Origin of the sequence: Knoellia subterranea KCTC 19937 (genome assembly GCF_000768685.1) — a bacterium.
Classification (GTDB): Bacteria; Actinomycetota; Actinomycetes; order Actinomycetales; family Dermatophilaceae; genus Knoellia; species Knoellia subterranea.
On record NZ_AVPK01000006.1, the window covers coordinates 123353 to 143402 of the forward strand.

At 67.6% G+C, this 20050-nt stretch carries 19 protein-coding genes and 1 tRNA gene; 13 read left to right on the forward strand and 7 right to left on the reverse strand.

All coding sequences use genetic code 11. The annotated features are described in order from the left end of the window. Nucleotides 1-23 precede the first annotated feature (23 nt). Both N803_RS11500 and N803_RS11505 read left to right on the forward strand, forming a co-directional pair. Complete coding sequence (locus tag N803_RS11500) at nt 24-707, forward strand: response regulator transcription factor (protein WP_035905392.1); 684 nt, start codon at nt 24-26, stop codon at nt 705-707. Between the two features lie 28 nt (nt 708-735). Continuing rightward, nucleotides 736-1824: a sensor histidine kinase gene (locus N803_RS11505; RefSeq protein WP_052112222.1), complete on the forward strand. Its 1089-nt coding sequence runs from the start codon at nt 736-738 to the stop codon at nt 1822-1824. Here N803_RS11505 and N803_RS11510 read toward each other — a convergent pair. Continuing rightward, a complete protein-coding gene (locus tag N803_RS11510; protein ID WP_245617216.1) occupies nt 1810-2481 on the reverse strand; it encodes an ankyrin repeat domain-containing protein in 672 nt (223 codons plus the stop codon). The two genes, N803_RS11505 and N803_RS11510, sit on opposite strands and share 15 nt — an antisense overlap. Nucleotides 2482-2490: 9 nt before the next feature. Here N803_RS11510 and N803_RS11515 point away from each other — a divergent pair, with 9 nt between their 5' ends. From N803_RS11515 to N803_RS11525, 3 genes are all read left to right on the forward strand, one after another. Continuing rightward, the gene (locus tag N803_RS11515; protein WP_035905401.1) at nt 2491-3882 is read left to right on the forward strand and encodes an FAD-binding oxidoreductase; all 1392 of its coding nucleotides are present in this window, start codon (nt 2491-2493) and stop codon (nt 3880-3882) included. Between the two features lie 266 nt (nt 3883-4148). Beyond that, a complete protein-coding gene (locus N803_RS11520) occupies nt 4149-4409 on the forward strand; it encodes a DUF6458 family protein (protein ID WP_035905402.1) in 261 nt (86 codons plus the stop codon). A 305-nt stretch (nt 4410-4714) separates the two neighbouring features. Further along, nucleotides 4715-5341 (forward strand): hemerythrin domain-containing protein, encoded by a 627-nt coding sequence (locus N803_RS11525; protein ID WP_035905404.1) that lies wholly within the window; start codon nt 4715-4717, stop codon nt 5339-5341. A gap of 188 nt (nt 5342-5529) precedes the next feature. On the opposite strand, the gene N803_RS11530 is transcribed toward N803_RS11525, so the two are convergent. Next, a complete protein-coding gene (locus N803_RS11530) occupies nt 5530-6159 on the reverse strand; it encodes a TetR/AcrR family transcriptional regulator (RefSeq protein ID WP_211253508.1) in 630 nt (209 codons plus the stop codon). Between the two features lie 92 nt (nt 6160-6251). On the opposite strand from N803_RS11530, the gene N803_RS11535 reads away from it, so the two are divergent. Then, complete coding sequence (locus tag N803_RS11535; protein WP_084764426.1) at nt 6252-7754, forward strand: MFS transporter; 1503 nt, start codon at nt 6252-6254, stop codon at nt 7752-7754. Between the two features lie 181 nt (nt 7755-7935). Here the strand turns inward: N803_RS11535 and N803_RS11540 are convergent, their stop codons facing one another. Then, the gene (locus N803_RS11540) at nt 7936-9807 is read right to left on the reverse strand and encodes an acyl-CoA dehydrogenase (protein ID WP_035905405.1); all 1872 of its coding nucleotides are present in this window, start codon (nt 9805-9807) and stop codon (nt 7936-7938) included. 234 nt (nt 9808-10041) lie between these two features. Here N803_RS11540 and N803_RS11545 point away from each other — a divergent pair, with 234 nt between their 5' ends. Continuing rightward, nucleotides 10042-10596 (forward strand): hypothetical protein, encoded by a 555-nt coding sequence (locus N803_RS11545; protein ID WP_035905408.1) that lies wholly within the window; start codon nt 10042-10044, stop codon nt 10594-10596. A gap of 144 nt (nt 10597-10740) precedes the next feature. Here the strand turns inward: N803_RS11545 and N803_RS11550 are convergent, their stop codons facing one another. Beyond that, complete coding sequence (locus tag N803_RS11550) at nt 10741-11094, reverse strand: hypothetical protein (protein WP_156969759.1); 354 nt, start codon at nt 11092-11094, stop codon at nt 10741-10743. Between the two features lie 724 nt (nt 11095-11818). On the opposite strand from N803_RS11550, the gene N803_RS11555 reads away from it, so the two are divergent. Both N803_RS11555 and N803_RS18350 read left to right on the forward strand, forming a co-directional pair. Then, complete coding sequence (locus tag N803_RS11555) at nt 11819-12967, forward strand: DUF262 domain-containing protein (protein WP_052112202.1); 1149 nt, start codon at nt 11819-11821, stop codon at nt 12965-12967. After that, nucleotides 12951-13649 (forward strand): MAE_28990/MAE_18760 family HEPN-like nuclease, encoded by a 699-nt coding sequence (locus tag N803_RS18350; RefSeq protein ID WP_156969760.1) that lies wholly within the window; start codon nt 12951-12953, stop codon nt 13647-13649. Before N803_RS11555 ends, N803_RS18350 begins: the two co-directional genes overlap by 17 nt. A 611-nt stretch (nt 13650-14260) precedes the next feature. On the opposite strand, the gene N803_RS11565 is transcribed toward N803_RS18350, so the two are convergent. Further along, a tRNA-Gly gene (locus N803_RS11565) sits at nt 14261-14334 on the reverse strand. 33 nt (nt 14335-14367) lie between these two features. Continuing rightward, complete coding sequence (locus N803_RS11570; protein ID WP_052112203.1) at nt 14368-15381, reverse strand: helix-turn-helix transcriptional regulator; 1014 nt, start codon at nt 15379-15381, stop codon at nt 14368-14370. A 61-nt stretch (nt 15382-15442) separates the two neighbouring features. Between N803_RS11570 and N803_RS11575 the strand changes: the two genes are divergently transcribed. From N803_RS11575 to N803_RS11590, 4 genes are read left to right on the forward strand one after another with little or no spacing between them, the layout of a single operon-like run. Then, a complete protein-coding gene (locus N803_RS11575; protein WP_084764429.1) occupies nt 15443-16924 on the forward strand; it encodes an MFS transporter in 1482 nt (493 codons plus the stop codon). Between the two features lie 9 nt (nt 16925-16933). Then, on the forward strand, nt 16934-17509 hold the full coding sequence (gene dcd / locus N803_RS11580) for a dCTP deaminase (protein WP_035905412.1): 576 nt from the start codon (nt 16934-16936) through the stop codon (nt 17507-17509). 2 nt (nt 17510-17511) lie between these two features. Continuing rightward, the gene (cutA, locus tag N803_RS11585) at nt 17512-17868 is read left to right on the forward strand and encodes a divalent-cation tolerance protein CutA (protein WP_211253509.1); all 357 of its coding nucleotides are present in this window, start codon (nt 17512-17514) and stop codon (nt 17866-17868) included. Beyond that, entirely contained in the window at nt 17865-18527 is a 663-nt protein-coding gene (locus N803_RS11590; protein WP_052112204.1) for an alpha/beta hydrolase, read from the forward strand. The genes cutA and N803_RS11590 overlap by 4 nt, the downstream gene beginning before the upstream one ends. Nucleotides 18528-18596: 69 nt before the next feature. On the opposite strand, the gene N803_RS11595 is transcribed toward N803_RS11590, so the two are convergent. Beyond that, a complete protein-coding gene (locus N803_RS11595; RefSeq protein ID WP_052112205.1) occupies nt 18597-20036 on the reverse strand; it encodes an MFS transporter in 1440 nt (479 codons plus the stop codon). Nucleotides 20037-20050 lie beyond the last annotated feature (14 nt).

Genomic DNA, 20050 nt, shown 5'->3' on the forward strand with positions numbered 1-20050 from the left:
CGGCTCGTAGCATCGACAGTGACATGCGCGTGTTGATCGTCGAGGACGAGCCCCTGCTGGCCGAGGCCATCCGCGATGGCTTGCGTCTCGAGGCCATCGCTGCCGACATTGCCGGCGACGGCGACACGGCCCTCGAGCTGCTCGACCTCAACGACTACGACATCGCCGTCCTCGATCGCGACATCCCCGGGCCGTCGGGTGACGAGGTCGCGCGGAGCATCGTGTCGTCCGGCGCCGGCACCCCGATCCTCATGCTCACGGCTGCCGACCGCCTCGACGACAAGGCGAGCGGGTTCGAACTCGGCGCGGACGACTACCTGACGAAGCCGTTCGAGCTGCGCGAGCTCGTCCTCCGCCTGAGGGCCCTGGATCGCCGTCGCGCCCACAACCGTCCGCCGGTCCGGGAGATCGCCGGGCTGCGGCTCGACCCGTTCCGGCGGGAGGTCTTCCGCGATGGTCGCTACGTCGCGCTGACGCGCAAGCAGTTCGCCGTCCTCGAAGTGTTGGTCGCTGCCGAGGGTGGCGTCGTCAGTGCGGAGGAACTCCTCGAACGGGCGTGGGACGAGAACGCCGACCCCTTCACCAACGCCGTCCGGATCACGGTATCGGCGCTGCGCAAGCGCCTCGGTGAACCGTGGGTCATCACCACGGTCCAGGGCGTCGGCTACCGCATCGCTGCCGAGGGCGGGCATGGCCACACCACCTGACGCAGCGGTGACGGTCCGTCCGCAGGGCATGAGCGTGCGGCTCAAGCTCACGCTGAGCTACGCCGCCTTCCTCATCGTGGCCGGCGCGATCCTCCTGGCCGTCGTGTGGCTCTGGTTGCTGCGCTACGTCCCGGACGTCATCATCGCGCGCGGGCCGGGGACCCCGAACCGCGGCGACCTGCAGCGCGCGTTCGTCCCCAAGGCCGCCTGGGCCATGTTCTTCATCGTCGTCTTCGGGCTGGTTGGCGGATGGCTGCTCTCCGGCTGGATGCTCGCCCCGCTCAACCGCATCACGCGCACGACCCGACTCGTGGCGGACGGGTCGCTGTCGCAGCGCATCCGCCTGGAGGGTCCCCGCGACGAGTTCCGGGAGCTGTCCGACGCGTTCGACACGATGCTCGATCGACTGGAGGCGCACGTCGAGGAGCAGAAACGCTTCGCGGCCAACGCTTCTCACGAACTCCGCACACCACTGGCGATCACCCAGACCCTGCTCGACGTGGCCCGCAACGACCCGGCACGCGAGTCCGACGACCTGCTCGACCGGCTGCACGCCGTCAACGTTCGCGCCATCGACCTCACGGAGGCACTGCTCCTGCTGAGCCGGGCAGATCGTCGCGCGTTCACCCGAGAGCCCGTGGACCTGTCGCTGCTCGCCGAGGACGCTGCCGAGACCTTCCTCCCGCTCGCCGAGTCCCGTGGCGTCACCCTCGAGGTCGACGGGGATGCGGCGCCCACCGATGGCTCGCCCGCGCTCCTGCTGCAGCTCGTCACGAACCTCGTGCACAACGCGGTCGTCCACAACCTCGCCGAGGAAGGGCGCGTCTGGGTGTCCACTGCCGCCGGCCAGCGGCGGTGCGAGCTGGTCGTCGAGAACACTGGCCCCGTCGTCAGCGGCTCGCAGCTCGCGACCCTCGTCGAACCCTTCCAGCGCGGCGCCGGTCGCACCCGCACCGACCACGGGGGTGTGGGACTCGGCCTCGCCATCGCCAAGGCCATCACCGAGGCGCACGACGGCACGCTCGCCCTCGCCCCGCGCGAGGGAGGAGGCCTCCGCATCACGGCACGCTTGGCGCGAACCAGTCGCGAAGCCACCGCCGGGTCAGTCGTCGAGTAGAGCCGCGATCTCGTCAAAACCCTTGATGCGGGCGTGTTCCAGAGCCGTCACGTCGTCCTTGTCGGCGATGGACCGGTCCGCTCCCGCGTCGAGCAGGATCCGCACGATCTCCTGGTGACGCTCGCCGCCGTCGCCGAGGATGACGGCTTCGAGCAGAGCGGTCCACCCGAGGTCGTTGACGTGGTTGACGTCGATGTCGGTCCGGACGACGCGGCGCACGTAGTCGACGTGTCCCCGCTCGCTCGCCGGAATGATCGACACCCCGCCGTAGCGGTTCTTGATGGTCAGATCCGGCTTCGCGGGGAGCAGCACCTCGACCATGGCGACGCTGCCGGTGACCCCGGTGACGAGCCACGGGGTGTCGTGCCGGCCGTCGAGAGCGTCCGGCGAAGCGCCCTGCGTCAGGAGCAGCTGGGCGACCTCGACGTGATCGCCGGTCACGGCGAGCAGCAGTGGTGTGCGCTGCTGCTCGTCACGGGCTTCCACATCGGCACCTGCCTCGAGCGCCTGGGCCACCCCGCCGGTGTCACCGTCTCGTGCCGCGACGAGCAGCTCGGAATCGGCGTCGCCGGACCGTGCGGAACGCTCCGTTGAGGTGCACGCGGACGTCATCCATCCGAACGCGACGAGCAGCAGCACACTGAGGATTCGGGTCACGTTCCTAGGATGGACGATGTGACCGATCGCAGCGTTGCCGTCGCCGAACTCGTCTCGTCCCTCCCTGCGGGGGTGGTCGCGACAACACCCGAAGCGCTCGAGAAGTACCGGCAGGACTGGGCCAAGGACCCAGACGCCGGTATGCCGTGTGCGTGCGTTCGCGCCGAATCTCCCGACCACGTCCAGGTGGCGGTGCGCTGGGCGGCGAGTCACGGCATACCCGTCGTCCCCCGCGGAGCGGGAAGCGGACTGAGCGGTGGAGCGTCAGCGGTCGAGGGCGGACTCGTAATCAGCCTCGAACGCATGACCGCGATCGAGATCGACCCGGCCGCGCGGTGCGCCGTCGTCGAGCCGGGCACGTTCAACGCCGACGTCAAGAAGGCCGCCGCGGAGCACGGCCTCTGGTACCCGCCGGACCCGTCGAGCTTCGAGATCTGCTCCATCGGCGGCAACGTCGCAACGAACGCCGGTGGTCTGTGCTGCGTGAAGTACGGCGTGACGACGGACTACGTCCTCGGGCTCGACGTCGTGCTGGCCGATGGTCGGCTGATCACGTTGGGCGGCAAGCGAATCAAGGACGTCGCGGGACTCTCACTGCTCAAGCTGTTCGTCGGCAGCGAGGGGACGCTCGGCATCGTCACGCGAGCGACGTTGCGGCTCATCCCTGCCCAGCTGGCGCCGTCCACGCTCGTCGCGACGTTCGACTCGGTGCGCGCGGCGGCGGATGCAGTCGTGGCGATGGGTCGGGTCGTTCGCGCATCGATGGTCGAGCTCATGGACAAGCCGACCGTCAACCAGGTCGAGGACTTCGCGCCTATGGGACTCGACCGCGACCGCGCGCTCCTCATCGTCCAGTCGGATGCTCCCGAAGGCGCCCGCGAGCAGGAGATGGCGATCATCGAAATGGCCTGTCGCGACGCCGGATCCGTCGATGTGTTCGTCACGCACGATGCCGCCGAGGGTGCACAGTTCGTCCAGGCTCGGAGGCTCGCGTTCCCAGCGGCGGAGGCGGCGGGGTCGCTGCTGCTCGAGGACGTCGGCGTGCCGGTCCCGCTGCTGCCCGACCTCGTCGCCCGCGTCGAGCAGATCGGCGTCGAGCGCGGCGTCGACGTCGTCTGCGTCGCCCACGCCGGTGACGGCAACACCCACCCGATCGTCATGTACGACGCCGCCGACCCGGACTCGACGCAACGGGCACGCGCGGCCTTCGACGACATCCTCACGGCGGCGATCGAGCTCGGCGGGACGATCACCGGTGAGCACGGCGTCGGACGGCTCAAGCGAGACGCCCTGCCCGCGATGCTCGGCCCCGACATCATGGAGCTCAACCAGCGCGTCAAGGATGCACTCGACCCGCAGGGCATCCTCAACCCCGGATCGGTCCTTGCCGCCCGCCCCTGACCCACTTCTTGCTCTCGTGGGACAACTCGCTGGCGCTCGCCGTTTCGATCCCGCTCTCGACTTCTTGCGCTCTTGGGACAACTCGCTGGCGCTCGCCGTCCGATCCCGCCCTCGACTTCTTGCGCTCTTGGGACAACTCGCTGGCGCTCGCCGTCCCAAGAGCGCAAGAAGTCGAGGGTGAATCCGCAGGTCAGGGGCTCGCAGACGATAGTGTCGATGAGCGATCCGGGCGACCCTGACCCGGACCCCGGCCACAAGGAGTGACCATGTACATCGGACTCGGAATCGTCCTCATCGTCCTCGGTGCGATCCTCAAGTTCGTCCTGCAGGTGGACATCCCCGGCATGGACGACGGCGCCCTCGGCTGGATCCTCATCGCCGCCGGCGTCCTCGCAATCCTGCTGTCCTTCGCCATGCGCGGACGTACCCGCCCCACCGGCTACACCTCCACCCGCTCGTCGCAGGTCGACCCGGCCACGGGCACGCGTGTCGAGGAGACCCGCATCGACCCGGACTCGCGCTACTGAGGCGACCACCCGGCATACCGACGAAGCCCCGGCGACCACACGGCCACCGGGGCTTCGTCGCGTCTGTCGCGCGGGGGAGTCCTCCCCATCGACACCCCGGCCGCGGGCTGCAAGTGTTGGCACCAGCGCGGATCGGGGGATCCGCCGGATCCGGCCAGGGGAACGCCGGACGCGGTGCGGAGTGCCTGCTCTGGGAGGGGCGAGCAGGCACTCCGCCCCTCCTCGTCTGCCCGTGCCCGGGTGGTGGTCCGCTCGAGGGGTACCGGCCTGTGGGTGGCGAGGTCTACGGTCGATGAGTGGCCCAGATGAACATGAACGAGATCATCCACGCCGCGGTGCGCCGCGACTTGGCCCGCTTCGAGTCCGCTCTGCGGGGCTTCCCCGAGGGTGACGGAGCGCGGGCGCGTCAGCTGCGTCGAGCGTGGGCCACGGTGGACCGGCAGCTGCACCATCACCACGAGATGGAGGACGCGTTCGTCTGGCCGTACGTCCGGTCGCTCAACGTTGTCGACCCGACGCTCCTCGATGCCATGGAGAGCGAACACCAGGCCATGGCTGCGGGTCTGGGTGCCGTGTCCAGCTCCCTCGACGACCTCATCGACGAGCCCACGACCGCCCGCGCCACGGCTGCTGCCGATGCTGTGGCCGAGACGACCCGCGCGACCGTCAATCACCTCGACCACGAGGAACGCGAGGTCATGCCGATCATCATCGAGCGCGAGCAGACCCCAGAGTGGAAGGCCGTCGAACGCCAGCTCCGCAAGGGCAGCCCGGCCATGGCCGGCGAGCTCTTCGCGTGGATCCAGGACGGCGCGTCGGCCGAGGTCCGCTCCTCGCTCAACGGCACGGTCCCGGCGCCGGTGAGGTTCATCCTCAGCAAGGCGTTCGGCCGCAACTATCACCGAGAGGTCGCGCCCGTCTGGCAGACCTGACCGCGCCCGGGTGTGCTGCAGGACGCGCGCTATGCCGCGCCTTGTGCAGCACGCTCGCGCGGGCGGCCATGAAGCGACCTTGCGTTATCTGCGCTCCGGCCCCCGAAGGTCCCGTCCGATTGATCTGATGACTGGGCGCACGCCAGGCTCGATGGCTGGGCTGAGCGCTCGGCCCAGCGGTGCGGGGGTCAGTGGCTCCGCGGGGCCAACGCCGAAAGCACTGTCGAGGTGAGGTAGCCAGCCGCCTCGTCCATGCCGAACCGTCCCGCCCGCACCTCGTCGGCAGCGCCGTGCACGAGAGTGACCACGGTCGTGACGAGCCAGTCCGTGGGGACGTCGGTGCGGAAATCGCCGCTGCTCCGACCGCGCTCGACGACACCCCGCAGCCGCTCCATGACCTGGCCGTGGGCGTCATGGACCGCGTCCGCTGGAAGCTCGCGCTGCGCGGCGTGGAGCACGGCCCGGAACTCGTCGACGATCGTCCAGGATGCGCCGACGAGTGATGTGAGGGCCTCGGTGGGAGCGCCGGAGAGGTCGACGTCCTCGAGTGACTCGTGCGAGCGGCGCATGGTCTCGTCGAGGACGGCCTGGAGGAGTTCGGCCCGGTTGCTGAAGTGACTGTAGACGGTCACGCGCCCGACTCCCGCAGCCTTCGCGATCTCGCCGAGGCTCGCGCTCGGATCGTCGCGCAGGCACGCGATCGCGGCGTCGAGGATCGCGGCGATGCTCCGGCGGGCGTCGGCGCGTGGCTGCTTGGCTTGCGACGGCTTTGAATGCGTCGGCTTGGCCGGTGTCGGCGTGGAGCGATGAGCGGTCACGCAGGGCCTCCGAAAGAACATGTACAGGGGTGTACGGGTTATGTTACCGTCTCAAAAACCGTACAAGCATGTTCGAGTTAGGAGAGCGCACCATGTCGACCACCGCCCACACCCCACCAAGCCGCCCGGGCCACGCCCCCGGCCCACCTCCCGAGAACCCGGCCGCCGCGCCGACCGTGAACCGACCCGGCCCCCTCGCCGGTCTCGCCCTCGCCGTCTTCGCCACGGCCCAGCTCATGCTCGTCCTTGACGTCACCGTCGTGAACGTCGCCCTGCCGCACATCGGCACCGACCTCGGTATCGGCCGAGCGGTGTTGCCGTGGGTCATGACGATCTACACGCTGTGCTTCGGCGGACTGATGCTCGCCGGCGGACGCGTTGCCGATCGCTTCGGAGCACGTCGGGTCGCACTCGTCGGTCTCGTCGGCTTCATCGCCGCGTCGGCCCTCGCCGGGCTCGCCACCGGCACCACGACGCTCCTCCTCGGCCGCGCGCTCCAGGGCGTGGCCGCTGCCTTCCTCTCCCCGGCAGCGCTCGCCGCGGCTCTGGCTTTCCACCCTGGCCAGTTGCGCGCGCGGGCCATGTCCGTCTGGGCTGCTCTCGCCGGCACCGGCGCCGCGCTCGGCGTCATCCTCGGAGGCGTCGTCGTCGCCCAGACCTCGTGGCGCTGGATCTTCGGCATCAACGTGCCGATCGGCCTCGCCCTGCTCGCGACCATCCTGCTGAGGATCCCGGCTGCGGCTTCACGCCCCGTCGACCCGGCCTCCCCGACCGAGACCTCCGCCAGCCGGCGCATCGACCTCCCCGGAGCTCTTCTCATCACCGCGACCACCGCATCGGCCATCTATGGCCTCACCGTCGCCGGCACTGACGGCTGGCTCTCGCTCGCCACCGGACTGGCTCTCGCCGCGGCGGCCGTCCTGGCCGGGCTCTTCGTCATCGTCGAGCGCCGCACCTCCGAGCCCCTCCTCGACGCGCGGATGTTCACCCGCCGACCGGTCCTCGCAGGTGCCTTCCTCATGCTCGTGGCAACAGGGCTCCTCGTCGGCGCGTTCTTCGTCGGCAGCTTCGCGATGCAGCACGCCCACGGCCTGGGTGCCCTCGCAACGGGTCTCGCCTTCCTGCCCACGGCAATCGGCACCATCGTCGGCGCGCACCTCGCCGGCCACGTCCTTGAGCGGGTCAGCGCTCGCGTCGTCGCTCCGGTGGGCTTCGGCCTCGCGGCCATCGGGTATGCCGGCCCCGTCCTCTCGGACCGCCTCGCCTTCCTCGTGGCCGGACTCGGCGTTGCCGCGGCTGGGTTGGGGATGCTCTTCGTCACGGCGTTCACCGCCTCGCTCGGGGACGCCACCGAGCACGAGTCCGGTCTTCGGTCGGCGGTCGTCAACACGTTCCACGAGCTCGGAGGCGCGGCCGGCGTCGCCGTCCTCTCGTCGGTCGCCGGTGCTGTCCTCGTGGCCGCCCGACCCTCGGCAGGCGACTTCACATCGACCTTCACGGTCGGGGCCGCCATCGCCGTCGTCGGCGGAGTCGTCAGCCTCGGCCTCGTCCCCCGTGTCCTGCGCCCGAGTGGCGTCGGCACCGGCCACCACTGACGCCGGGCCGGGCGAACCTCTTCCGGCCCGTGCTGCAGGACGCGCGACATGCTGCGCGTCCTGCAGCACACCCGGTCCAGTTGCTCGACACACTCGCCCCAGACGCCGGTATGCCGGCCGCGCAAGGTGCGTGGCCGGCATACCGGATCGTTCGTGACGGGACTCAATCCCGCCGGTGAGGTCAGAACGCGGACTCGGGCACGTCCATGAGCTCGTTGTCCGTGGCCTCGGCCATCGCGCGCTCGGCGGCGAGACGGGGGAGGACCTGGCGGGCGTAGAACTGCGCCGCCGCGACCTTGCCGGTGTAGAAGTCCTTGTCCTTCTCCGACACCGAACCCTCGAGGGCGGTGAGGGCGATGTCGGCCTGGCGCAGGAGCAGCCAGCCGACGACGAGGTCACCGGCGCCGAGGAGGAGGCGGGTCGTGTTCTGGCCAACCTTGTAGAGGTTGGTGACGTCCCCACCCTGGCGCGGGTCGGACTTCATGAGCTCGCCGACCATGTAGCCGAGGATGCCCTGGACGTTCTCGAGGGCCTCGCCGAGGAGCTCGCGCTCGCGGTCGATCTTGCCCTCGTGCGCGCCGAGGTCCTTGGCGAACTCCTGGATCTGCATGGCGATCGTGGTCAGGGCCTGGGCCTTGTCCTTGATGATCTTGCGGAAGAAGAAGTCGAGGCCCTGGATCGCGGTCGTGCCCTCGTAGAGGGTGTCGATCTTGGCGTCACGGACGTACTGCTCGATCGGGTAGTCCTGGAGGAAGCCCGAGCCACCGAACGTCTGGAGCGACTCGGTGCCGAGGAGCACCCAGGCGCGCTCGGAGCCGAGGCCCTTGACGATCGGGAGGAGCAGGTCGTTGACGCGGTTCGCGAGTTCGGCGGGCGAACCCTGCTCGAGCTCCTCCTTGCCGGACTCGAGCTGGGCAGCGTCGACGACGTCCTGCTGCGAGGCGGTGTAGAGGACGAGCGAACGCAGACCCTCGGCGTAGGCCTTCTGCAGCATGAGGCTGCGGCGCACGTCGGGGTGGTGCGTGATCGTCACGCGCGGCGCGGCCTTGTCGGTCTGCTGCGTGAGGTCGGCGCCCTGGACGCGCTCCTTGGCGTACTCGAGCGCGTTGAGGTAGCCGGTCGAGAGGGTCGCGATGGCCTTGGTGCCGACAAGCATGCGGGCGTTCTCGATGACGCGGAACATCTGGGCGATGCCGTCGTGCACGTCGCCGAAAAGCGTTCCCGTGGCGGGCTTCTCGCCACCGAAGGTGAGCTCGCAGGTCGTCGAGACCTTGAGGCCCATCTTCTTCTCGACGTTGGTGACGTAGACGCCGTTGCGCTCACCGAGCTCACCGGTCTCGAGGTCGACGTCGTACTTCGTGAGGATGAAGAGCGACAGGCCCTTGGTGCCGGGGCCAGCGCCCTCGGGGCGGGCGAGGACGAAGTGGACGACGTTGTCGACCATGTCGGACTCGGCGCTCGTGATGAAGCGCTTCACGCCGGTGATGTCCCAGGTGCCGTCTTCGTTCTGCGTCGCCTTGGTGCGGCCGGCGCCGACGTCCGAACCCGCGTCGGGCTCGGTGAGGACCATGGTGCAGTGCCAGTCCTTCTCGATGATCCAGCGCGCGAGCTTCTTCTGGTCCTCGGTGCCGAGGATGTGGAGGAGCCGGGCGAAGGAGTAGGAGGCGTTGAACATCGCCAGGGCCGGGTTGGCGCCGAGGACGAGCTCGTTCATGGCCCACTTGAGGCTGGGCGGGGAGACCGTGCCGTCGAGCTCGCGCGGGACGTCGATGTTCCAGAAGCCGCTCTCGCGGTAGGCCGCGAAGGACTTCTTGAACGAGTCCGGCATCGTGACGACCTGGGTCTCCGGGTCGTACTTCGGCGGGTTGCGGTCGGCGTCCTGGAAGGACTCGGCGATCTCGTTCTCGGCGAGACGCGCCATCTCCTTGAGCATTTCGCGCGCGGTGTCGGAGTCGACGTCCGCGTAGGGGCCCTGGCCCAGGACGTCGTTGCGGCCGAGCACCTCGAAGAGGTTGAACTCGATGTCGCGCAGGTTGCTCTTGTAGTGGCCCATGGCCGGTTGCTCCTCAGGTTGCGGGGCTGGGCAGGGTGAAGCCCAGAGGTCCTTCGACCATGGTGCTACCGGCGAGTAGGGCCGGGCAAGGCGGTCCGGGGGTTTTGTGACTAAGCGCACGCTTAGTGGCGCCGGTCACGCTCGGCGGGCGGACGGCATACGAACGAAAATGCCTGTGTATGCCGTGTGTGCCGGTCCCCGGGACCGGTGCACACGTGTGGTTCGCTGGATTTCATGCCTGAGCAGTCCCCCGAGAGCACCCCCGTCGCCGAGGCGACCACTGCCATCGACAACCAGCAACTCTGGGTCGCCCGTGACGTCCTGGCCGCCCACGTGCGTGAGGAGCGGGACGTCGAGGCGTTGCGTCTGCTCGGCGAGGTGCACCACGGGATGGGCGACCTGCCGGCGGCGGGCGCCGCGTGGTTCGGTGCCGGCGTGAAGGGGCCGGAGGTCGAGGCGGCGGTGGAGGCCTGGCGGGCCGCGCACGCGGATGACTTCGGTGCGATGTGGCGTTCGTTGCCGCGGTCGGTTCGTCAGGAGCCGCGCTCCAAGAAGGTCGAGGCGCTGCGGGCCAAGGCACTCGAGGCGCGCGATGCGTCGGATGCGGCGGCGTCGAAGGCTGGGTCTGGTGCGGCGGTCGTCGCGGCGTCGGGTTCGGCGGCGGGTTCTTCGTCGTCAGGTGGGTTCGACGCGGCTCAGCTCATCGCGTGGATCATCGCCGCGTTCGTCGTGGTGTGCGCGATCGTCGGGCTCGTGCAGATCCTGCGCTGGATGGTCCCTGGCGGCTGAGCCGCTGTCTCCTGGGGGCTTCGTGGCGACGATGACCGGGCTGTGGGTGGCTGTTCGCCTACCGCGGAACGATCAGCTCGCCTCTGTGATGGGCCATCGCCCGTGTGATGCGGTCGCTAGCCAGCCGAGCTGATAGTCCGCCGGTCAGGTCGTCTTCTCGTTGAGAGGCTTGCCGTCCACCGCGCAGCCAGCTGCTGCCAGCAAGGCGGCCGAGGCGTCGTCGTAGGGGAAGACGAAGCCTCGTTCAGGGATGACCGTGAACCGGATCTCGTGATCGGCCGAGCCCACGGTGACGACGTGGAAACGGTCGCCGTTGCCGAAGGAGCGCTCGTCGACATCTGCCGCGAGGGCTTCGGCGTCAGTGATGTCGTAGCCGGCCTTGCCCAGGCAGGAGTCCAGCGTCGACCCGTCGGCCAGGGCAGTGCCGCGGACTGCAGCGACGGAGTCCTCTGCGTCCTCGATGGCCCCACCCGAACATCCGGTAATCAGAATGGCCACGGCAGCTCCGACTGCGACAAACGTGTCGTTGCGACGCATCAGTCGCCCGCCCTCCTGAATGCGCATCGCCTTCTGCGACGCCCCACTGCATTCAATCCCACTGCCGCGGAACTCGTGTGGTCAATCATCAGGCTGTGGAGCCGGTGACGGGAATCGAACCCGCGTGTCCAGCTTGGGAATCTCACGAACCCCCGCACGAACACGCTTGCCGAGCACAATCGGCTGCCCGCCACTGCCCCTGACAGACCCCCACGTACCGCCACTCATGGTCCGCTAGTGGCCCACTGGCACCATGCGAGCAGCACCCTTGCGTCGAGGAGGGCCTGGCGATGACTCGCGGATCGCAGCGTCCCTTGGCTGTTACCTCGGCCACAACCTCATACGGCTAGAGCGCCTGAACCTGGCACCGCCGTCCATTCAACCGCTCGGCGAGTGGGCCAATGGTTCTCACACTCTGACCGATCACTACGCTCTCGCATCCGGGTGTCACAGACAGCGACAGGAGCTCGAGGATGTCGCGTGCGCGATCACCTAGGGGAGACATCGGTAGCGATGGAAGCAGAAGTGCCACCTCGCTAAGGCGGTCGCCGTCCGGCACGGGGGCAACCTCGCCCTCCAAGCGAAGAAGGGGATGGATGGGCCTTCATCGCCAGGCATAAAGGCGTCGCCTCGCGTAACGTGACGTCACAACAGGAGAGTTGATTTTGGACCTAGGAGGGGCGAAGTGACTGAGGGCATCACTGACGTTGAGGACGACCAGTTGGACGATGATCCGACGGCGGAGCAGGCCGAGCCGCTCGATCTCTCGAAAAGCGATCGAAAGCTGGTCACACAGCCATACGACTTCCCGGTCCACAGCCTTAGCTCGGACATCGAATCTGGTCGTATTGCCCTGTCGATCGAGTATCAGCGCCAGTATGTCTGGGATGCGGGGAAGGCCAGTCGGCTTATCGAATCACTCCTCCTCAACGTTCCCATCCCAGTCTGCTACTTCGCAGAAGTTGAGGACGGCGGCTATGAGGTAATTGACGGTCTCCAGCGACTTACCGCAATCAAGAGATTCCTAGAGAATGAGAGCCGTCTGTCCAACTTGTCAGTTCTGTCGGAACTTAATGGGAAGAATTTCAAGGAGCTCGACGCCCGTGACCAGAGGCGCCTTCAGAATAGGACTATTCGCTGTATAGTTATCACTGAAGAAAGCGACCCGGATATCAAGTTCGATGTTTTCGAACGTCTCAATACTGGCGCCGCGGTCCTTAATGCTCAGGAATTGCGCAACTCCGTTTATCGGGGCGCGTTCAACGACTCGCTTAAGGAATTGGCGAAGGACAATGACATCCGTTCCGCCTTGGGGGTCTCACGCAATACTCGAATGCTTGTCGAAGAGATCGCCTTGCGGTTTTTCGCGCTGGTGGATGGTTTGCCAGACTATGCACCACCGCTTAGGCAATTCCTGAACACATACATGCGGACCCGGCGAAACAAGGCTCTCACGCCAGATGAGGTCCAGAAGTTCAGGGGGATCCTGCACCTTGCCAACGAGGCGTTTGGCGGTACGCCCTTCCGGAGTCCCAGCTCCAAGAACCCTGTCAACAAGGCCCTGTTTGACGCCATCATGCTTCCGCTGGCTTTTGTCAAAGACCCTGATCAACTGCGCGAGGTGGAAATGTCATCTTACCTTAGCGCTCTGCTCGTGGACGACGCATTTTCTTCTTCTATCGGGCGTGCAACCGCCGACAAGCAACGGATGTACGGGCGCATCCGTTCTGTGGCCGCGATGCTTGAGGCAGTCGACGTGGAACTAACTCTGCCGATCGCGATCGTTGCTGATTCTGAGAGTGGGGATGAGGTCGGCCATGCCGGCACGGACTGATTCTCTGTCGGAACTTGATGCGGGAATTGATGAGTGTAGACTTCTAATTCACTTGCAAGGTGAGAGTGCAACCCCTGGTCAGGTCAACGCACTGAATCGAGCCGCTGTGGTCTTGCTCGTCAGTCACTTTGAAGGGTATCTTCAGGGATTGGCGCGAGAATTCGTCGACTCCATAAGCACTGGTGCAATAGAGTCACGGCTTCTGCCTATCAAGCTTCGTGAACTGCACACGCTGCCCGCCTTGCAGGAAGTAGTGTCATCGCAGGACGAGGCACAGCGCAAGGCTCTGCTCAGAAAGTTGGATGTGCAGGCTTCCCTTTGGAATGACCGCGCTAAGCCCCCGGCGGGAACGCTGAAAAGCGATCGCCTTAGTCGTCTGGTGACAAATGCAAAGGCGCACGTAATCGACGATCTTTTCGCCCATATGGGTGATCCTCGAAGTGTCTGCGCTGGCGACTTGGACGTTCCCGGTGATGAAGAAGAGATCAGTACAGTCAGTATCGAGAACTTTTTAACTGATGTGGTTGGTTGCAGAAACGCGATCGCGCACGGCGATCGGGAGCGGAAGCCAACCACGCAGGATGTCGAGAATTATGCGCGAACGATTTGGGTTCTCGCAGAGCGCCTCGAGCGCAAGATGCGCGCCTGTATCGACGAAATATGCTCACCCGCGAGCTTGTAGGACTCTAGAAGCCAGTGAGGCCGAGGACGGCGCGGCAAGCGCCGACCGCAGGCCGGGCGCCGACGCAGTCGGCGCCTTGATCTAACAGAGGTCAATTCGGCAGTAGGCCAGTTCTCCGACCTGCTGATGACGTGCGTACGGCGGATGCATACTCCGTCATGGCGTCTCGAAGGTCAGCCAGGCGCTCGGGGGCGACGGCGGGGAGGCCTTCGGTGTAACGGGAGCAAATGAGTTTCCGCTTAAGGGTGTCACCTTCGAGAAGGCTGGTCGCGCCGTCGGCAACGTTGTCGACATACGCGAGTCGGCGACGCACGAAGTCGCTGTGCACCTCGAAAGTCGCCAGGTACTCAACGTTGAGCATGGGTCCGCCGTCCATTGTCGTCGGCGCGAGCAATCGCCATGCGTGCTCGCTGTACTGCGAGGCGCCATCGACGGGCGTATCGCGGTGGAGTGCCAGGCTTGTCCGCATCAGCAAGTGTTTGATGGGCAAGTGGTAGTCGGTCAGCCCCGCCAAAGGCCCTATTGCACGCCTGTTGCACGGCCAAGCGTGTAGGAGGTTGCGCATCGTCCCCTAGCGCGGCGGGTTAAGCCTGTGACCTGCGGAAACGTGGTGGAGCCGGTGACGGGAATCGAACCCGCGTGTCCAGCTTGGGAAGCTGGCGCTCTACCATTGAGCTACACCGGCAAGCGCCCCCACGAGAGAGGCGCGGACGTGAGTTTAACCCACCGCCCCGCCCGTGTCGGAGCCTGCACCTCCAGCCGCACCGGTCGCCGCCGCGTCGAACCGCTCGGCCCACGACGCCATCGTCTCGCGCACACCCGGGCTCGCGTCCTCGATCGTGAACGGTGCCTCGACGAGCCCCATCCCGAGCAGCAGGAACCCGACATCACGCGACTCCGCTGACACACGGCAGCGCCCATCCCCCAGATCCTCGACGGTCGTCCATCGCCCGATCCGCTTCTCGACGTCGGCCACCGGCGCGTGCACGACAGTGACGAGTCGGTGCGCATCGTTGCGGCCTTGCAGGCCGGCTTTCACGTATGCCGCGGCGTCGCCTCCCGGGATCGCTCGTCTCCGGAAGAGGGACTTCGTTCCGAGTGGCTCGGTCAGTCGGTCGAGGCGGAAGGATCGCCAGTCCGCGCGCTCGAGGTCGAACGCCAGCAGGTACCAACGCCGCCCAACAGTCACCAGCTGGTGGGGTTCGACGTGGCGGCGCACCTCTGCACCTGCACCCGATCCGCCACGAGCGGTGTAGGAGAACCGAATTCGCTCCGAGTCCCGGATCGCCTGCGCGATCGCACCGAGCACCGACGCCTCGACCTCGGGTGCCGTGGCAAACGGCGAGTCCACCGTGACAGCGCGCAGCGACTCGGCCCGACGCCGGAGCCGGGTCGGCAGCACCTGCACGACCTTCGACAGCGCGGACAGCGTCGAGTCCGCCAGAGCACCTGACTGCGCCGACGCCGTCTGCCCCAGGGCCACGACCATCGCGATCGCCTCGTCCTCGTCGACGACGAGCGGAGGCATCGACCCGCCGGCGCCCAACTGATACCCACCATCGACCCCGCGTGACGACGACACCGGATAGCCCAGCTCGCGCAACCGCTCGACGTCACGGCGCAGCGTCCGCTCCGACACCTCGAGTCGCGAGGCCAACTCACCACCCGGCCAGAACCGGTGCGTCTGGAGCAACGACAACAACCGCAGCGTCCGGGAACTCGTGTTTGCCATGACTCAAGACTCCCAAACACAGCGGTCAGAAAGTGACCGGAATGCCTTCTAGCGTCGAATCATGACCACAACGACAGCTCCAGAAGTCCAGGCTCCGACCAGCGCCCACCGCACACCCATTTGCGGCCGCGCCCGCACTCTTGCCCTCGTCAGCCTCCTCCTCGCCTCTATGATGGAGCTGATCGACGTCACGATCGTCAACGTCGCCCTCCCGACGATCGAGGCCTCGCTCAACGCGAGCGCGTCGATGCTCCAGTGGGTCGTCGCCGCATACCCGCTCGCGTTCGGCATCGCCCTCATCACTGGCGCCCGACTCGGCGACCGCTTCGGCCGCAAGCGCCTCTTCCTCCTCGGCCTCGTCGGCTTCACGATCGCCTCCGCGGCGTGCGGCTGGGCGCCCAACGTCGAACTCCTCGTGGCCTTCCGGGCGCTTCAGGGCATCGCCGCGGCAGCGATGGTGCCGCAGGTCCTGACGAGCATCCAGGTCATGTACGCACCCCACGAGCGCGGCACCGCGATGGGCATCTTCTCCGGTCTGGCCGGCCTCGCGAGTGTCATGGGCCCGATCCTCGGAGCGGTGCTCACGGAGGCCAGCAGCTGGCGCGCTGTCTTCCTCGTCAACATCCCGGTCGGCGTCATCGCGCTGGTCGCCGCCATCCGCTTCATCCCCGAATCACGCTCCGAGCACCCCGTCCGCATCAACGCGCGCTCCGTATTCGCCCTCGCCGCAGGCCTGCTCGCGATCCTGTACCCGCTCACGATGGGTCACGAACTCGGCTGGCCGACGTGGTCCTTCGCGCTCATGGGTGCTGGCATCGTCGGCCTGATCGCCTTCCTCCGGTCCCAGCGCAGCGATGAGTCCCGCGGTGGAGACCCGCTCGTCACGACGTCCCTGTATGCCGGTCGCTCGGGTCGCGGATTCCGCGGCGCCACGATCGTCGGCTCGGTTCTCTTCATCGTGTGTGCCGGCTACTTCCTGTCGACCACGCTCTTCCTCCAGGTCGCTCTCGGCTGGTCGGTGCTCAAGGCCGGGCTCGTCAACATCCCGTTCGCGATCACGGCCACGATCGGCGCAGGCTCCGGTGCTGCCGTGCTCATGCCCAGGATCGGTCGCCAGGTCCTGCTCATCGGCGCGGTGATCATGGCTGCGGGAGTCGGATTCCTCGCCATCGTCGCCGGTGACGCGACCACGACGGCGTCCTTCTGGGCCTTCGTCCCTGTGTTCGGCGTCGTGGGTCTCGGGTTCGGCTTCATGGTGTCGTCGATCGCACCTCTCGGTCTGGCCAAGGTCGACGGACGCCACGCCGGCTCCGCGTCGGGTCTGTTCAACACGACGACGCAGCTCGCGAACGCCGTCGGAGCCGCCGCCCTGGGGACGCTCTTCTTCGAAGTGGCCGCACGGCAGGAGGGGCAGCTGCCGCTGGAACTGTTGCGGCCGGCATACGTCATCGTCCTTCTCGTCGCGATCGCGCTCCTGGGCGTCGTCGCGATGGCGACCCGCCTCATTCCGGCCGACGCCCACAGGTTCGCCGATCACGGCTAAATTGGCCGGGTGCTGCTGAGCGACCGTGACATCAAGGCCGAGATCGACAACGGACGGGTCATCCTCGACCCGTGGGATCCGGAGATGATCCAACCGAGCAGCATCGACGTGCGCCTGGACCGATTCTTCAGGCTCTTCGACAACCACAAGTACCCCTACATCGACCCGGCCGAGGACCAGCCGGACCTGACGCGACTCGTCGAGGTGGAGCCGGACGAACCGTTCGTGCTCCACCCCGGCGAGTTCGTCCTGGGCTCGATCTACGAGACGGTGACGCTGCCCGACGACGTGGCCGCGCGCGTCGAGGGCAAGTCGAGTCTCGGCCGTCTCGGGCTCCTGACCCACGCGACTGCCGGCTTCGTCGACCCGGGCTTCTCGGGGCACGTGACGCTCGAGCTGTCGAATGTTGCGACGTTGCCGATCAAGCTCTGGCCCGGCATGAAGGTCGGTCAACTCTGCTTCTTCCGCGTGTCGAGCCCGGTCGAGAACCCGTATGGCTCGGCGAAGTACGGCTCGCACTACCAGGGCCAGCGCGGCCCGACGGCGAGCCGCTCGTTCAAGAACTTCCACCGCACGCAGGTGTGAGCATGACCGGCGTCGCGGGGATGCCAGGGGTCGGCAGCGGCAACGGTCTGCTCGAGGTGCGCATCGCGGCTCCGGCGACTGATGCGCCGCGCATCGCCTCGGTGCTGGTCGAGGAGCGGCTCGCGGCGTGCACGCAGGTGCTGCCCGGTGTGACCTCGACGTTCCGCTGGGACGGTGCCGTGACCACCGCGGAGGAGCAGCTGGTGCTCGCCAAGACGCACCGCTCCCGCTTCGACGCGATCCTCGAGCGGGTGGGCGAGATCCATCCGTACGAGACGCCCGAGATCATCGCGGTGCCGATCGTCGAGGCCAGTGCCGCGTATGCCGCGTGGCTCGTCGCCGAGATCGGCGCCGGGTGAAGGACCCCCTGGGTCGGCTCGTCACGCACGACCTGCGTGGCACGATGCCGGCCTCACCGGAGGGCGTGGCGCTCGTCATCCACGGCGGAGGCGAGAAGGGCTACGGCCCGATGCCCTGGTGGGAAGGGCCGGTGCTGCGTATGTGGCCGTTCGCCCGGGCGATCGAGCGAGCCGCCGGCGATCGGCTGGCAGTCGTCCGCCTCAAGAACCGCTATCACGGGTGGAACGGGGACGAACAGACCCCGCTCGTCGACGCCCGTTGGGCGTTGGAGCGCATTCGCAGCCGGTATGCCGGCCTGCCCCTCGCGCTGATCGGCCACTCCATGGGTGGTCGCGTCGTCACCCACCTGGCCGGTGAACCGGGCGTCCGGGCCATCGCGGCGCTCGCGCCGTGGGTCGAGCCGGGCGATCCTCGTCCCGGCCGACCGGGGTTGGACGTCCTGCTCATGCACGGTCTGCTCGATCGAACGACGGACCCGCGTCGGACGCAAGTGCTCGGGGAGGAACTGCGGGCGCGTGGCGCCGATGTCACGTGGCGGCCGGTCGAAGGGGAGGGCCACGCCATGCTCAGGCATGCCGCGACGTGGCACCGCGAGGTCGCCGACTTCGTCACCACCGCCCTCCTCCCGCGTCCCGAAGTCACCCAATTGGGGAGTTAGGGACGGGGACTCGGGGGGCGTTGATGTCCCGAAGTCACCCAATTGGGGAGTTAGGGGCGGTGCTCGGGGTCAGGGACGGGAGATTGGCGAGTCGTGTTCGGGGGTGGGGGTGGTGCCGTGGGTGCCGGCGAGACCGAACCAGCTCACGACGCCGCCGACGGTGAGCAGCACGGCGCAGATGACCATTGAAGCCCGGAAGCCCGACGTCATCGCTGAAGGGTCCTGATAGTCGTCGCCCGACAGCCCCACCAGTGCCGGCAGGGCCGCCACCGCGAGCAGAGAACCCGCTCGGGCCACAGCGTTGTTCACCCCGCTCGCGACACCGGCGAACCGGTCCGGCGCCGCTGCCAACACGGTCGACGTGAGTGGTGAGACGAGCAGTGCCAGTCCGAGGGCAAAGACGACCAGACCTGGCAGCACCGTCCACCACGTCGCACCGGCTCCCGCGGGGAGCAGCATCAGCGCACCCACAGCGCACACGACCGGCCCGAGAGACATGGGGACGCGAGGCCCGATTCGAGCAGACAGCTGCGCCGCCCGCGAGGACAGGAACATGAGCGCGATCGTCACGGGCAGCCCGGTGAGCCCGGCAGACAGGGCGGACCAGCCGGCGGAGACCTGAAGGTGCAGGACGAGGATGAAGAAGACGACGCCCAGCGCGCCATAGACCACGAGCGTCATCGCGTTGGCGGCGGAGAAGATCCGATCTCCGAACAGCGAGAGCTGCACCAACGGTGTGCGAGAACGGCGTTCGACGACGACGAACCCCACAGCCGCGAGGGCAGCGGCCACCAGCAGCCCGACGAGGAGGCCCCGCCCCATCGTCGAGGATCCCGTGAGTGCATAGGTGAGGGCACCCAACGCCACCACCGTGAGCGCGGCCCCCGGCAGGTCGAACCGGCGCCCCGACGCTTCCGAGTCCCGCGTCTCGGGGGCCGCCCACACCGTCATGGCGATGACGACGAGGCACAGGGGCACGTTGATGCCGAAGATCCAGCGCCAGCCGCCGTTGTCGACCAGCCACCCGCCGACGAACGGCCCGATCGCTGCAGCGATGCCGGACATCCCGGCCCACGTGCCGATCGCCCCGGCGCGGTCCTCGGGTCGGAACGCCGACTGGATGATCGCCAGCCCACCCGGCGTCAACAGTGCAGCGCCCACGCCCTGAAGCACCCGCATCGCGACGAGCTGCCCCGGCGTCTGGGCCACGGCGCACAGCGCGCTGGCGACGAGGAACCAGCCCATGCCGACGAGATAGACCCGCCGCCGCCCCAACCGGTCGCCGAGCGCGCCGCCGACGAGGACGAGCGACGCCAACGCCAGCATGTAGCCGTTGATGACCCATTGCAGTTGTTCGAGCGATGCGTCGAGTTCGGTGCCGATCGTGCGCAGCGCGACGTTGACGACGGATCCGTCGAGGATCGCGATGCCCGACCCGAGCGTCACGGCGGTGAGGGTGGCGCGACCTCGCGCCGTGTCGCGGGCAAGGTAGTCGGTCACACGGCCCATTCTCACCACCTACC

What these genes read in the sequence shown, in the direction of transcription:
- N803_RS11525 (WP_035905404.1), top strand. Translation starts at nt 4,715, where the DNA reads ATGAACATGAACGAGATCATCCACGCCGCGGTGCGCCGCGACTTGGCC.
- N803_RS11505 (WP_052112222.1), top strand. Translation starts at nt 736, where the DNA reads ATGAGCGTGCGGCTCAAGCTCACGCTGAGCTACGCCGCCTTCCTCATC.
- N803_RS11520 (WP_035905402.1), top strand. Translation starts at nt 4,149, where the DNA reads ATGTACATCGGACTCGGAATCGTCCTCATCGTCCTCGGTGCGATCCTC.
- N803_RS11515 (WP_035905401.1), top strand. Translation starts at nt 2,491, where the DNA reads ATGGACGATGTGACCGATCGCAGCGTTGCCGTCGCCGAACTCGTCTCG.
- N803_RS11575 (WP_084764429.1), top strand. Translation starts at nt 15,443, where the DNA reads ATGACCACAACGACAGCTCCAGAAGTCCAGGCTCCGACCAGCGCCCAC.
- N803_RS11535 (WP_084764426.1), top strand. Translation starts at nt 6,252, where the DNA reads ATGTCGACCACCGCCCACACCCCACCAAGCCGCCCGGGCCACGCCCCC.
- N803_RS11595 (WP_052112205.1), bottom strand. Translation starts at nt 20,036, where the DNA reads ATGGGCCGTGTGACCGACTACCTTGCCCGCGACACGGCGCGAGGTCGC.
- N803_RS11500 (WP_035905392.1), top strand. Translation starts at nt 24, where the DNA reads ATGCGCGTGTTGATCGTCGAGGACGAGCCCCTGCTGGCCGAGGCCATC.
- N803_RS18350 (WP_156969760.1), top strand. Translation starts at nt 12,951, where the DNA reads ATGCCGGCACGGACTGATTCTCTGTCGGAACTTGATGCGGGAATTGAT.
- N803_RS11545 (WP_035905408.1), top strand. Translation starts at nt 10,042, where the DNA reads ATGCCTGAGCAGTCCCCCGAGAGCACCCCCGTCGCCGAGGCGACCACT.
- N803_RS11540 (WP_035905405.1), bottom strand. Translation starts at nt 9,807, where the DNA reads ATGGGCCACTACAAGAGCAACCTGCGCGACATCGAGTTCAACCTCTTC.
- cutA (WP_211253509.1), top strand. Translation starts at nt 17,512, where the DNA reads ATGACCGGCGTCGCGGGGATGCCAGGGGTCGGCAGCGGCAACGGTCTG.
- N803_RS11570 (WP_052112203.1), bottom strand. Translation starts at nt 15,381, where the DNA reads ATGGCAAACACGAGTTCCCGGACGCTGCGGTTGTTGTCGTTGCTCCAG.